Here is a 12,924-nt window from a genome sequence, read left to right as displayed (position 1 = left end):
TCATGAGCCACGAATTCCAGGGGCGGTTTCTGGGTGTGCTGGGCGGCATGGGTCCCATGGCGGGGGCTGCGTTCATGGCCCGCCTAATCGCCCTTACGCCTGCGCCATCCGAACAGCTCCATATTCCTGCCATCCTATGGAATGACCCCCGGGTGCCTGACAGGCCGGCGGGCTATACCAAGCATGGTCCAGATCCTTATCCCTGGATGCTCAACGGCATCAGGCTGCTTGAGCGTTCGGGCGCCATGGCTATTGCCATTCCCTGCAACACGGCGCATCTTTGGTACGAACGGCTCGCTGCGGCGACCGACTTGCCCGTGCTGCACATTGTGCAGGCAGTCATTGACGACTTGCATCGCCAGGGCATACACAGCGGCCGCATCGGGCTGATGGGAACCGCTGTTACGCTGAAGCTGCGCTTGTACCAGAATGCGTTGCAAGAGCAAGGTTATGAGTGCATTACACCGGCCGACGACGAGATGGCGACGTCGTGTATTCCTTCCATCATGCATGTCAAGGCCAATCGTCTCGACGAGGCATACGCGCCCGCATCGGACTGCGTCAGGCTGCTGCAAAAGCAAGGCGCCGATGCCGTGGTCTTTGGCTGCACGGAACTGCCCCTGGCCATTCCGCACGCGCTGCGCGCGCAGCTGGATGTACCCATTACCGACTCCATCGATGCGCTGGCCCTGGCAGCTATCCAGTGGTATCAGTCGGGAATATGATCGCTCCTGAACCAGCCGGTAAGGCTCCATCGAGGTTGCGCGCAGGGCAGGACTTCATGCGGAATGAGGTCGCTGCGAAACACGACCAGCCGACGGGGCTGTGGAAGGATGCGCCGGATTTCCACGGTGTCATCGTCCGGCGAGTACAGGCATAGCTCGCCGCCATCGGTATCGCTCCACTGGTGGTTCAGGTACAGCACCAGCGATATGCGACGCTGCGTATTCTGCTGGTGCTGGTCCAGATGCTTCTTGTAGCCGCGTCCTTCGGAATAGCGCGCGAAATGAAATTCCGCGCTGTTCAAGCCGGCATAGAACTCGCGATTCAGTTCTTGCCGCAGCGTATCGGCCCAGGCCAGGAAGTCGTCCGCTTCCGTGCCGGCGTTGTCCGGGGTCATCCAGCAGATGGAGTCGCCGCGGATTTCCATGCGCAGGGACTCGCTATGCTGGCGTCCGATACGGGCTTCGCGGAAGTGCCCGGCCTCCCATTTTCTCCGGCAGGCGTGGTATAGGCTTTCGTAGAGCTGGGCGGGTATCAGAGTGTCCGAGACTGCCCAATGTTGTTCGGCAAGTGCGTTAAAAAATGCCTCACGTTCTTCCATGTTGCACCACCGTGGTGGCTATCTGCTTTGGGTTCATGGTGTGTCTGTCTTTGCGGAAAGATTGATCCAGTCCAGCGCCTGCTGGATGGCGTTTTGAATGACGGGCGCTACAGCGGCCGCCCGTTCCTCATCGTAAGCATAAGGACGGCTTTCGGCCATATAGGCGATCTGTGTCAGTTCAAGCTGGATCGCGTGTATGCCCTGTGCCGGCTGGCCATATTGCCGCGTGATGTAGCCGCCTTTGAAGCGGCCGTTGGCCACCGCGCTGTAGCGGCCTTCCTGGTTAATGGTGGCGGCCAGCGCTTCGGCGAGGCCGGGCGCGGCGCTCTGGCCATCGGCGGTCCCGAAATTGAATTCGGGCAGCGTGCCTTCGAACAGACGAGGCACCTGCGACCGTATGGAGTGCGCTTCCCATAACAAGGCCTGGCCATGGGCGGACTGGATGCGTTCAAGTTCCGCCTGCAAGGCTGCGTGATAGGGGTACCAGTATTTATCGCGGCGACGTGCTTGTTCGGCCGGGGCGGGTTGCCTGCCGTCCAGATACAGGGCTTGCTCATCGAAGGTGTCGATGGGACAGAGCAGGGTGGTCTTGCGCCCGGGATACAGGTTGGCGCCGTCAGGCGGACGGTTCAAGTCGATCACGTAGCGCGAATTCGCGGGGATCAGCACTGAGGCGCCCAGCGCGTCGGCGAAGCTGTACAGGCGGTCCAGATGCCAGTCGGTATCGTCCAGATGCTGGGCTGCCGGCGACATGTGCTGTGCGATATCCTGGGGGATCTGTGCACCCAGATGAGGGATTGATATCAGCAGGGGAGCCGTGCCTTGCCGCAGCGTGAATACGGATGGTTCGGTAGTGGTGGTCATGGTGTTCGCATATACAAGAAAGTGTCAATGGAAGATCGAAGCTGATTCTCTATAATGAGGAACGCAGACAGGGTGGCCCTCACAGGGCGGCCCTCTGTCATTTTGTTTCGCCTTCCTCACCGAGACCCCGCAATCATGTTCGAACACCTGGAAAAATACGCCGGCGATCCCATTTTCCGGCTTAACGAGGCATTCCACCGGGATGGCCATCCCCAGAAGGTCAACCTGACTGTGGGCCTATATTATGACAACGAAGGCCACATTCCGGTTCTGTCTTCCGTGAAAACTGCCGAGCAGCGCCGTGCCACCGATCCGGCGCCGCGTCCATACCTGCCCATGGAAGGGTTGGCATCTTACCGCGAGGCCGTGCAAAAATTGGTTTTCGGCCCCGACCATCGGGCTGTGCAGGAAAAACGCATCGCCACGATACAAAGCGTGGGAGGCACCGGTGCGCTGAAGGTTGGCGCCGATTTCCTCCATCTGGCCTATCCCGATAGCGAGATCTGGATCAGCGACCCCGCGTGGGACAACCATCATTCCATCTTTCAGGGCGCCGGCGTCCCGACCCATACCTATTCCTATTACGACCCGGAAACCAAATCCCTGCGTTTCGACCAGATGATGTCCGAGCTGCAGGCTTTGCCGCGCAAGAGCTTCGTGTTGCTGCATCCATGCTGCCACAATCCCACGGGCGTTGATCCCTCGTCGGAGCAGTGGCTGCAGCTTATTCCTGTCCTTGCCGAGCGCGAGCTCATTGCTTTTGTGGATATGGCCTACCAGGGTTTCGGTACAGGACTGGACGAAGATGCTTTTGCGGTGCGCGCCATGGCCGACGCAGGCTTGACGTTCGTGGTGGCCAATTCCTTCTCCAAGAACCTGTCGTTCTATGGCGAGCGCTGCGGCGGCCTGTCGGTCGTGTGTGGCAGCGCCGAGGAAGCCGATGGGGTGCTGGGCCAGTTGAAAGCGGCGGTGCGACGCAACTATTCCAGCCCGCCGGCCCATGGGGGGCAGATCGCCTCCGATGTACTCAACGACGCTGATCTCTATGCGACATGGGTGCAAGAGGTTGCAGAAATGCGCCGGCGCATTGCATTTGTACGCAAAGAAGCGCACGGCCAATTGAGCGCAAAGCTGCCGGGCTACGACTCCAGCTATTTCGTGAAACAGCACGGCATGTTCACCTATACCGGCTTGTCGACCCAGCAATTGCTGGCCCTGCGCGAGAAGCACGGCGTGTACATCATCGATTCAGGCCGCATCAGTGTGCCGGGTTTGAACACCCGAAATATCGCTTACTTTACCGACGCCATGGCCGACGTCCTGAGCGCCGGCTAGCTTCTGATTTATAAAAAAGGCGTGACTATGACAGCAGGCGAATGGATCGTAGTGGCAATTTTCGGGATAGGCCTGCTTTGCTCGCTTTCCCTGTTCTGGTGGTTGTTGCGCATTGTCCGCAGGGACAGGCGTAGCGGCAGCGACAGCGAACGCACGGACCTCAAAGGTTGACACCGGCATGGCGCAAGCCACGTTTATCGTGCTTGCGCCGGTCTTGTGGCGTACTGGCCTCGTAAAAAGTTGTGAAACGGGCATGTGTCCGTCGAATCGCTGAATCTTCAACGAAGTTGCGGTAATCTAAGGGGTTACCATTTTGTTCTTTATCGGGAATTTTTCGGAATCATGGACTCGTACACCCTCCCCTATACTTTTTCACAGCGCGCGCAACAACTGACCAGTTCGACAATCCGAGAAATTCTGAAAGTCACTGAGCGTCCCGAGATTATTTCTTTCGCGGGCGGGTTGCCGGCGCCGAAAGGGTTCCCGATCGACGTCATGCAGGCCGCGTTCAATCGCGTTCTGGAAACCAAGGGCGAGACGGCGTTGCAGTATGGCCCCACCGAAGGCTATGCGCCTTTGCGTGCCTGGGTGGCCGAAGACCTGAAGCGCGTCGGCGCCGATGTCTCGCCCGACGAAGTGCTTATCGTTTCCGGCTCGCAACAAGCGCTGGACATGCTGGGCAAGTTGTTTATTGATCCGGGCAGCAAGGTGCTGGTCGAAGCGCCCAGCTATCTTGGCGCGCTGCAGTCCTTTTCCTTGTTCGAACCCGAATATGTCGCGGTTCCAACCGACGACGGCGGTCTGGTTCCCGAAGGATTGACCGACGAGCGCACCGCTGGCGCACGATTTATCTATGTTCTGCCGAACTTCCAGAATCCCACGGGCTTGACGCTGGACCTGGCGCGGCGCAAGGCACTGGTCGAGCGGTGTGCCGCTGCCCAAGTGCCCATCGTCGAAGACGATCCCTACGGCGACCTGCGCTATGCGGGTGAGGCCTTGCCTGGCCTGTTGGGACTGGGGCGCGCCGCTGGTGCCACCGTCATCCGCCTGGGCACGTTTTCTAAGGTCCTGGCTCCTGGTTTGCGGCTGGGCTACATCGTGGCGCCCAAGCCCATCATTGCAAAGCTGGTACAGATCAAGCAAGCCACTGACCTGCATACTGCCAGCCTTACTCAAATGGCCGTCTACGAAACCGTAAAAGACGGTTTCCTGACGACGCATATGCCCATGGTGCGGGACCTGTACAAAGAGCAATGCGGATACATGCTGGAAGCCATGGACGAGCATTTCCCCACGACGGTCAGCTGGACGCGGCCCGAAGGCGGCATGTTCATCTGGGTCACATTGCCCGAACACATCGACGGCAGCAAATTGCTGGCTCGCGCTATCGAGCAAAATGTTGCCTTTGTGCCCGGCGCGCCGTTCTTCGCAGGTTCCCATCCTCAGACCAATACCATGCGCTTGAGCTTTGTGACGGTTTCCGAAGCCAGGATCCGCGAAGGCATCGCCATCTTGGGTAAATTGATCAAGGAAAGCTGATTTCCTCCGCCTGCCCGCCAGGCGCTGTTGCAGTGACAATGATTACGGCCGGATCAATCTCAAGGATTGATCCGGCCGTAATCCATTAGGGGGCGGCTTTATTCGATCTTTATGCCGGCGCGGTCTATGACTCCGGTCCATTTCACGACTTCGCTGGCGACGAGGGTCTTGAAACGCTCGGGTGAGCTCGCAACGACTTCAACGCCTTGTGAACCGAATTTCTCGACGATCGAGGGTTGGCGCAGCATTTCGACCAAGTCTTTGTTCACTTTGCCGATTACATCTTTCGGCGTGCCTGCGGGCGCTTGCATGCCGAACCAGACGGTGACTTCATATCCTGGCACGCCGGCCTCTGCCACGGTCGGCACTTCGGGAAACAATGGGGCCCGGTTGGTTCCCGTTGAAGCCAGGGCAGCCAGTTTGCCTGCCTTGATGTTTGGATAGACATTAGGCAGGTTATCGAAAAGCACGTCGATATCGCCGGCCAATAAGGCTGTAACGGCTGGAGCACTACCTTTATAAGGTATGTGTGTCATTTTCGTATTGGTCATGTCCAGGAAAAGCTCCATGGACAGATGATTGGACGAGCCAGAGCCCGTAGAGCCATAGTTGATCTCACCGGGGTGCTTTTTGGCATGCTCGATAAGGCTCTGCACGTCTTTGAATGGCGAGTCGGCACGTACGGTAAGAATGTTTTGCGTGCTGCCCGCCCAAATTACGGGTTCGAAGTTTTTGATCGCGTCGTAAGGCATCTTGTCCCGATATAAGCCCGGTAATGCGGAAAAAGGCAACGGGGTAATCAGCAAGGTATAGCCGTCGGGGTCGGCCTTTGCCACGGTAGAGTTCCCGATAAGTGTATTCCCACCAGGCCGGTTCTCGACGACGACGGCTTGGTTCCACTTCTTGGTGAGAAATTCACTGGCCGTCCTGGCCAGTGTGTCGTTGAAGCCGCCAGGCGGGTAGGGCACGACCAAGCGAACTTGTTTTTCAGGGTAGGCGTCGGCCGTGCTTGCCAATGCCGCAACGTTGGCAGATAGCGCCAAACATGCGCCTGTGAGTAGTATGGATATTTTTTTCATGGTTTGTCTCCTTCGGCCCTCTGGCCTTTGTTTTAGAATTTCACTACATAGCCCGGTCCGTCTATTAAAGGAAAATCTTTGAATATCGCCTCGTCGACCTCTACGCCGAGGCCTGGCGCTGACGAGGGTTCCACGCAACCGTCGGTGCCGATTTCAAAGGTGGTGCCGAACATGTCCCGGAAGGGATTGAATCGAGATACGCACGCCTCGAAATAGCCGGCATTCTCTGTGGCGGCCAGGAAGTGCAGCGTCGCAGCATGATTCAGTCCAGTTGCAGAGCTATGGGCGTGTAGTGGAATTCGGAAAGCGGAAGCCAGGGCCGCGATACGAATGCCTTCGGTAATACCCCCCGTTTTCGAAAGATCAGGTTGCCATACCTGCACGGCGCCGGCCTCCAGCATTTGCGCAAACTCGAAACGCGTAAAGTGGTTTTCGCCGGCGGCAATGGGTACCAACGGTGTGATGCGCGCCGCTTCGCGATACGAGGCAAAGTCATTGCAAGCGAAGGGTTCTTCGAGCCAGCCGGCCTTTATATCAGCCAGTGCCGGCAGTACACGGCGTACTTGTGCGATCGTGTAGGCCGTGTTGGCGTCGCCAAGGATGTCTATGTCGTCGCCCAGTACACTGCGCACATGCGTCGCCCGTTCTATATCGTCCTTTACGGTATCGCCCAGGCGAAGCTTGACGGCCTTGTAGCCGGCGTCCACATAACTCTGTGCCTCTTGCGCTAATGCTGCAGCAGGCTGAAAGCCTAAGGAAATGCCGCCCGCATAGGCGGGAATGCGACGACGCGATCCGCCCAATAATTCGTATAGAGGCATGTTGGCCGCCTTGCCGCGTATATCCCATAAAGCCATGTCGATGCCCGAGTGGGCAAGGGCCGCCCCAGCACCGAGTCCATGACTGGAGAACTGCATGCGATGTACGCGTTGCCACGCCCCCACCACGTCGGTAGCATCCATACCTTGCAGCAATGGTGCAAGCGTATTGTGGATCAGGCTGACGATGGCGCCGGGACTGCGGCCCGGATGCGACTCGCCGTAGCCGGTAATCCCTTCCGACGTTTCGACTCGAATAATTATGGCATCGCGCTTTAGCGTGCTGCCTACTCCCATGGTGACTGTCTTGCCTTCAGGAAGGCGGTAAGACAAGGGAATGGCAGTGATGCGGGTTATTTTCATTATGTCTCCTGTTGAATGTAGATTTCTGCGTTGACAACGTTGTCAGGGCGTTCGCCACGGATCAGTGCAAGCTGTGTTTGCACGGCCAGCATTCCCATGGCGCGTTCTGCGTCCTGTGTCATGCCAGCCAGATGAGGTGTAAGCGTCACGCGAGGGTGGGCACGTAAACGGCTTGTCGACGGCAAGGGCTGCACCTCGAAGACATCGAGGGTGGCCGACGCGATCCGGCCTGACTCGAGAGCGGTAATCAGGTCGGCTTCATTGACCACCGGCCCGCGGGCTACATTGATCAGCATGGCGTTCGGCTTGGCATGGGCCAGCAATTCGGCATTGATCATCCCTCGGGTGGCTTCGGTCAATGGGCAAGCAAGCACAATGAAATCACTGCTTGAAAACAAGGACTTCAAGTCCGCGCTGCTCACATGCGCGGGCAATCTGGATGGAGTCCTGGTATGGGCGATGACTCGCATTGCAAAACCATGAAAGGCGATTTCTCCAAGCCGCTTGCCGATTGCGCCATAGCCCACGATCCCGACACAACGGTCTTTCAATTCAAAGGTCAGTGCGCCGGCGTTGCGACGCGAGTCCCACCTGTCATCCCGCACATTCTTGTCGAATTCAGCAAAGCGCCGGGCGGCAGCCAGCATGGCGCCTATGGCATATTCGGCTACCGAGTTAGCATTGACTTCGGGGGTGTTCGCCACCGGCAGTTTTTTCGCCGTGGCCATCGCGACCGGGATGAAGTCCAGGCCAACACCATGCCGTACCACGCCACGCAAGTCGTGTTGTGCGTCAAAAATATCCATTGGTAGCTGGCGCCGAACAATAAGTCCTTGGGCATGCTCAAGTGCTGTGCGCAGGGCCGTATTGGCTTTATCCGGGGATAACGATGGATCGAGAACTGTTACCTCGGCGTGTTCGCACAAGCGGCGGTAGGCATCTTGGTGGATCTGGTCAGTCAGGACGACAAGGGGTCGAGTCACCTGGTTCATGTGAACCTGCCATTGCAGGGAGAGGTGCCACGTTGTGCGGTCATTCTTGTCTCCTCGTCAAGCCGACGTACCGCAACCGCTATAAACGGCCGAGGTACTGCGGCTGATAAATTGTATGACGAATATATCACACAAAAAGGAGGGTGGCGGCTTAATTTATCGAACGGGAATATCGTGCATGACAAGTCACCGGTCGGGAAATGTCAGGACTTCGGTCCGCGCCCGATGTTCTTTTGCTCGCGCACGACAGCACCAAGGCTAGCGCGTGCCAGCCTGTGGGCGGCCGCGCCGCTGGCCCCGCTCCAATAGCTTTCGTCAACGGTTTCTATACGGCGCGCTGTATTTTCCATGTGGCGAAAAGCCGCCGCCCTGGCTTCATTGACGTTGCGCGCCTCGATGGCGGCCCGGATGGACTCATGTTCGGCGCGTACGTCATCAGCGAGGTCGGTTCGTTGAGCTTCGTTGCCGCGCGTCACACGGATGGCATCGTGCAGTGCCCTGGTAAGCAGGCCCAGCAGCTCTGTGTAGTGCGGGTTGCCCGTCGCTCGCGAAATGGCGATATGGAAGGCCAAGTCTTCAGCAACACCGTCGCCGCCCTTCTGCACGGCCCGGTCAATATGCGCCAAGGCTTTATTGATGTCGGCCATTTGCGCCTGGCTGCGCCGCTCGGCGGCGAGTGCGGCCATTTCGGCTTCGATTCCGCGGCGTAGTTCGATAATGCGCAGCACACCTCTTGCGGGGTTGGTGTCCGGGAGACCCAGGCGGAATGCTTCGCTGGTTTTTGGGTCCAGGATCACCGTACCGCTGCCCTGGCGCGTCTCGACCAGCCCTTCAGATTTAAGCCGCGATATTGCCTCGCGTACTACTGTACGGCTGACGCCATACTCTTGCGTCATGAATTGCTCGGTGGGCAATCGCGCGTTGACGGGATAAGCACCGCTACGTATCTGGCTTTCCAGTATATGGGTAACGCGATCAGCCAGCGTCATTTCCGCGGGCGCCCTTTCTTTTTGAGAATTGCTTGGAGCCTTGACCATGTTCGCGCTTCCTATGCCGTTATGTGAGCATAATACCATTTGGCTAATTTTCTTGACAAACTCATCATATAAATTGGTATTATAAATACACAATATTAGAGGCGACAAGAAATGGACTCTCCCGCAATTCCCCGTGCTTACCTATGCAGGCGTTTCACACCCGCGGTGGAAGCCGCTATTCACGATCGCTACGATTTACGCCTGAACGAAGACGATTCCATATTGGAGGCCGGCCAGATCATTGCGAACGCCAGGGGAGCGCAAGTCCTGTTTGTGAGTGCGACCGAGACTATTTCAGCAGAGGTATTGCGGGCCTTATCGCCGACCTTGAAGTATGTGGCAACACTATCGGTCGGCTACGACCACATTGACATGGCCGCCGCGCGGGCATTGGGAATTCGTATTCTTCATACGCCCGATGTATTGAGCCATGCGTGCGCGGAAATCGCCATCATGCTCATGCTGAACGCTTGCCGACGTGGCTACGAGGCGGATCGCATGGTGCGTAGCGGCCAATGGCCCGGCTGGGGGCCGACGCAACTTCTGGGAAGAGGCCTGACAGGCAGGCGGCTCGTGATCTTCGGAATGGGAAGAATCGGCCGCGAAATCGCGGCTCGAGCCCGTCCATTCGGGTTGGAAATCCACTATCACAATCGTACGCGGTTGTCGCCTGAACATGAGTCCGGCGCCGTCTTTCATGGCACGCTCGACGAGGCGGTAAAAGTGGCCGACATCCTCATGATTGCGGCGCCTGGCTCTCCCGAGATCAAGGGTGCAATAAACGCCAGTCGTATAGCCCTGTTGCCCGAGAATGCTGTCGTGGTTAACATTTCCAGGGGAGACCTGGTTGTCGACGACGCACTGATCGCGGCACTGGTTTCCCGCCGGGTCTTTGCTGCCGGCCTGGATGTGTTTGCCAATGAGCCCGAGATCGATCAGCGTTATCGCACATTAGACAATGTTTTTCTTACGCCGCATATAGGCAGTGCGACACACGAAACCAGGGACGCAATGGGGTGGCTCCTGATCAACGGCCTTGACGATGTGCGGCACGGCCGTACGCCCAGCAATCTTCTCGCATGACCACTAAATAGGATGGACCATGAAACTTGATCGCCCAACACTTTTCCGCCAGCAATGCCACGTGGCTGGCCAATGGATAGATGCTTCCGACGGCAATTCCGTTACTGTCAGCAATCCCGCCGATGGCAGTGTCCTGGGCAGCGTGCCCAAGCTGACTGCCGCCGATGTGCGCAAGGCTATTGAAGCCGCCAATAATGCCTTGCCGGCCTGGCGCGAAAAAAGCGGAAAGGACCGCTCCAGGTTGATCAGGCGCTGGTACGAGCTATGCATGGCGCATCAGGAAGACCTGGCAACTATCCTGACCCTGGAGCAGGGCAAGCCCTTGAAAGAGTCGCGGGGTGAAATCGCCTACGGTTCCTCTTTCCTCGAGTGGTTTGCCGAAGAGGCCAAGCGCACTTATGGCGACGTGATCCCGGCGGCGACCAACGACAAGCGCATCATTGTGATCAAGCAGCCGGTGGGTGTCGTCGCCGCCATCACTCCGTGGAACTTCCCCAATGCCATGATTACGCGCAAGGCGGGGGCGGCGCTGGCAGCGGGCTGCACGATCGTGGTCAAGCCGGCCACGGCAACTCCTTATTCAGCACTGGCGCTCGCCGAGCTGGCCCTGGAGGCCGGCATACCTGCCGGCGTATTCAACGTCGTGACCGGTAATTCATCGGTGGTCGGTGGCGAACTTACCGGCAACCCCTTGGTGCGCAAGCTGTCGTTCACGGGCTCCACCAGCGTAGGTAAAGAGCTCATGGCTCAATGCGCCCCCACCATGAAAAAGGTGTCGATGGAGCTGGGCGGCAATGCGCCGTTCATCGTGTTCGACGACGCCGATCTTGAACAGGCGGTTGCGGGGGTCATGGCCTCCAAGTTCCGCAATGCGGGGCAGACCTGCGTATGCGCCAATCGAATTTTCGTGCAGGACGGCATCTACGATGCGTTCGCGGCCCGCTTGAAAGAAGTCGTGGAGAGCCAGAAGGTTGGAAATGGCATGACGGACAATGTGGACCTCGGTCCCTTGATCGATGACGCGGCCATCAGCAAGGTTCAGGAACACATCAGCGACGCGCTGTCGCAGGGCGCCAGCGTGTTGACGGGCGGGCAGGCGCACGCGTTGGGCGGCCTGTTTTTCCAGCCCACGATCCTGCTTGACGTATCGACGAACTCCAAGCTGATGCAAGAGGAAACGTTCGGGCCTGTCGCACCCCTGATCCGTTTTTCCACCGAACAAGAGGCAGTATCGATGGCCAATGCCACGCCGTTCGGCCTGGCGGCTTATTTTTTCACAACCGATTACGAACGCTCATGGCGCGTGGCCGAAGCGCTGGAGTGCGGCATTGTGGGCGTGAACGAAGGCATTATCTCGACGGAGCTGGCTCCTTTTGGCGGCACCAAGGAATCGGGAGTCGGGCGGGAAGGGTCCAAGTACGGCCTCGACGACTATCTTGAAATCAAATACATCTGCGCTGGCGGGATACGTAGCAAAAGTACTGTTTAAGACCAGGAAGCCTGCGCGGCGCGGCCGGGCTCCAGTACCCGGTTCACGGCGCGTGGGCACAATCAATAATGTCATATAACGAGAAACTGAAAATGAGTGAAACACGGATAGGCTTGATAGGCGTCGGATTGATGGGCCACGGCATAGCCGCCAGCCTCTTGCGTCGCGGGTATGACCTGACTCTGCTCGAGCACGCGGGAAACCAGCCGGTCGACGACCTGCTTGCCGCCGGTGCAACAACCGTCGATACGGCCATGGCATTGGCGCAGGCGGTGGATGTCGTGATTCTTTGCGTTACCGGCACACCGCAGGTGGAAGACGTGCTATTCAGGAAAGAGGGGCTGCTTGAAGGCTTGAAACCCGGGCTTATTGTCATCGATTGTTCGACTGCTATTCCTTCCTCCACGGTAAAGATAGCGGATGCCGTACAAAATGCGGGCGGCCTGTTCCTGGATGCGCCGATGACCCGCACGCCCAAAGAAGCCGCCGAGGGCAAGCTGAACCTTATCGTGGGTGGTGAACGGGATTTATTCGACCGCTGCCTTCCTATATTGCAGGCCTATGCCGAGAACATCGTCTATGCCGGCAAGGTAGGGTCGGGCCATCAGCTCAAGCTTCTGCACAACTTCGTATCGCTGGGATTTTCCACCGTGCTTGCCGAAGCCGCGGCATGCGCCAAGCTTGCCGGCGTAGATGCCGATGTGTTCACCGATGTGTTGTGCAATGGTGGCGGAGCAGGTGTGGTGTTCAATCGATTGCGTCCTTATATCGAAACGGGCGATGCCTCGGGCTTTCGTTTCTCCATTTCCAATGCGCTCAAGGACATGGGTTACTACACCGCCATGGCGGACGATGTGGGGGCGCCGCGCGGAGCAGCGTCGGCTATCCAGCAAGTTTATGCGCAAGCCAGCGACGCTGGGCTGGCCCAGGCCGCTGTGCCGGAACTGATTGCTTACCTTGCCCGGCCAGGAGATGTGTCCCAATCATAATGTCACCTGCCA

13 protein-coding genes are annotated in these 12,924 nt (G+C 58.1%); 7 read left to right on the top strand and 6 right to left on the bottom strand.

Going from position 1 to position 12,924, the window contains the following annotated elements:
• Window positions 1-2: 2 nt before the first annotated feature.
• The gene (cuyB, locus tag CR159_RS15545; protein ID WP_102074883.1) at window positions 3-725 is read left to right on the top strand and encodes a cysteate racemase; all 723 of its coding nucleotides are present in this window, start codon (window positions 3-5) and stop codon (window positions 723-725) included.
• Here the strand turns inward: cuyB and CR159_RS15540 are convergent.
• The gene (locus CR159_RS15540; protein WP_102074882.1) at window positions 710-1,324 is read right to left on the bottom strand and encodes a 2OG-Fe(II) oxygenase; all 615 of its coding nucleotides are present in this window, start codon (window positions 1,322-1,324) and stop codon (window positions 710-712) included. The two genes, cuyB and CR159_RS15540, sit on opposite strands and share 16 nt — an antisense overlap.
• Window positions 1,325-1,357: 33 nt before the next feature.
• Window positions 1,358-2,188, bottom strand: a complete 831-nt coding sequence (gene hutG, locus CR159_RS15535; protein ID WP_102074881.1) for an N-formylglutamate deformylase — start codon at window positions 2,186-2,188, stop codon at window positions 1,358-1,360.
• A gap of 135 nt (window positions 2,189-2,323) precedes the next feature.
• On the opposite strand from hutG, the gene CR159_RS15530 reads away from it, so the two are divergent.
• The 3 genes from CR159_RS15530 (at window position 2,324) to CR159_RS15525 (ending at window position 5,062) form a co-directional block, all read left to right on the top strand.
• On the top strand, window positions 2,324-3,523 hold the full coding sequence (locus tag CR159_RS15530) for an amino acid aminotransferase (protein WP_102074880.1): 1,200 nt from the start codon (window positions 2,324-2,326) through the stop codon (window positions 3,521-3,523).
• Window positions 3,524-3,550: 27 nt separating this feature from the next.
• Complete coding sequence (locus CR159_RS21705; RefSeq protein WP_199173334.1) at window positions 3,551-3,694, top strand: hypothetical protein; 144 nt, start codon at window positions 3,551-3,553, stop codon at window positions 3,692-3,694.
• Window positions 3,695-3,865: 171 nt separating this feature from the next.
• Window positions 3,866-5,062, top strand: a complete 1,197-nt coding sequence (locus tag CR159_RS15525) for an aminotransferase-like domain-containing protein (protein ID WP_102074879.1) — start codon at window positions 3,866-3,868, stop codon at window positions 5,060-5,062.
• A 98-nt stretch (window positions 5,063-5,160) separates the two neighbouring features.
• Here the strand turns inward: CR159_RS15525 and CR159_RS15520 are convergent, their stop codons facing one another.
• From CR159_RS15520 to CR159_RS15505, 4 genes are all read right to left on the bottom strand, one after another.
• Window positions 5,161-6,141, bottom strand: a complete 981-nt coding sequence (locus CR159_RS15520) for a Bug family tripartite tricarboxylate transporter substrate binding protein (protein ID WP_102074878.1) — start codon at window positions 6,139-6,141, stop codon at window positions 5,161-5,163.
• A gap of 32 nt (window positions 6,142-6,173) precedes the next feature.
• Window positions 6,174-7,322 carry a mandelate racemase/muconate lactonizing enzyme family protein gene (locus CR159_RS15515; protein WP_102074877.1) on the bottom strand — a complete coding sequence of 383 codons (1,149 nt, stop codon included), beginning with the start codon at window positions 7,320-7,322 and terminating at the stop codon, window positions 6,174-6,176.
• Window positions 7,322-8,314 carry an NAD(P)-dependent oxidoreductase gene (locus CR159_RS15510; protein ID WP_102074876.1) on the bottom strand — a complete coding sequence of 331 codons (993 nt, stop codon included), beginning with the start codon at window positions 8,312-8,314 and terminating at the stop codon, window positions 7,322-7,324. The genes CR159_RS15515 and CR159_RS15510 overlap by 1 nt, the downstream gene beginning before the upstream one ends.
• A 203-nt stretch (window positions 8,315-8,517) precedes the next feature.
• Window positions 8,518-9,351: a FadR/GntR family transcriptional regulator gene (locus tag CR159_RS15505; protein WP_102074875.1), complete on the bottom strand. Its 834-nt coding sequence runs from the start codon at window positions 9,349-9,351 to the stop codon at window positions 8,518-8,520.
• A gap of 111 nt (window positions 9,352-9,462) precedes the next feature.
• Here CR159_RS15505 and CR159_RS15500 point away from each other — a divergent pair, with 111 nt between their 5' ends.
• Genes CR159_RS15500 through CR159_RS15490 form a run of 3 tightly spaced genes read left to right on the top strand, consistent with a single transcriptional unit; the run spans window position 9,463 to window position 12,912 of the window.
• A complete protein-coding gene (locus CR159_RS15500; RefSeq protein WP_102074874.1) occupies window positions 9,463-10,434 on the top strand; it encodes a 2-hydroxyacid dehydrogenase in 972 nt (323 codons plus the stop codon).
• A gap of 19 nt (window positions 10,435-10,453) precedes the next feature.
• On the top strand, window positions 10,454-11,923 hold the full coding sequence (locus tag CR159_RS15495; RefSeq protein ID WP_102074873.1) for an NAD-dependent succinate-semialdehyde dehydrogenase: 1,470 nt from the start codon (window positions 10,454-10,456) through the stop codon (window positions 11,921-11,923).
• An 11-nt stretch (window positions 11,924-11,934) separates the two neighbouring features.
• Complete coding sequence (locus CR159_RS15490; RefSeq protein WP_255398901.1) at window positions 11,935-12,912, top strand: NAD(P)-dependent oxidoreductase; 978 nt, start codon at window positions 11,935-11,937, stop codon at window positions 12,910-12,912.
• Window positions 12,913-12,924 lie beyond the last annotated feature (12 nt).

Origin of the sequence: Pollutimonas subterranea (assembly GCF_002849655.1) — a bacterium.
In the GTDB taxonomy this organism is placed as follows: domain Bacteria; phylum Pseudomonadota; class Gammaproteobacteria; order Burkholderiales; family Burkholderiaceae_B; genus Pollutimonas; species Pollutimonas subterranea.
The sequence above is the reverse complement of the archived record's forward strand: the minus strand, read 5'-3'. Positions and strand labels throughout refer to the sequence as shown.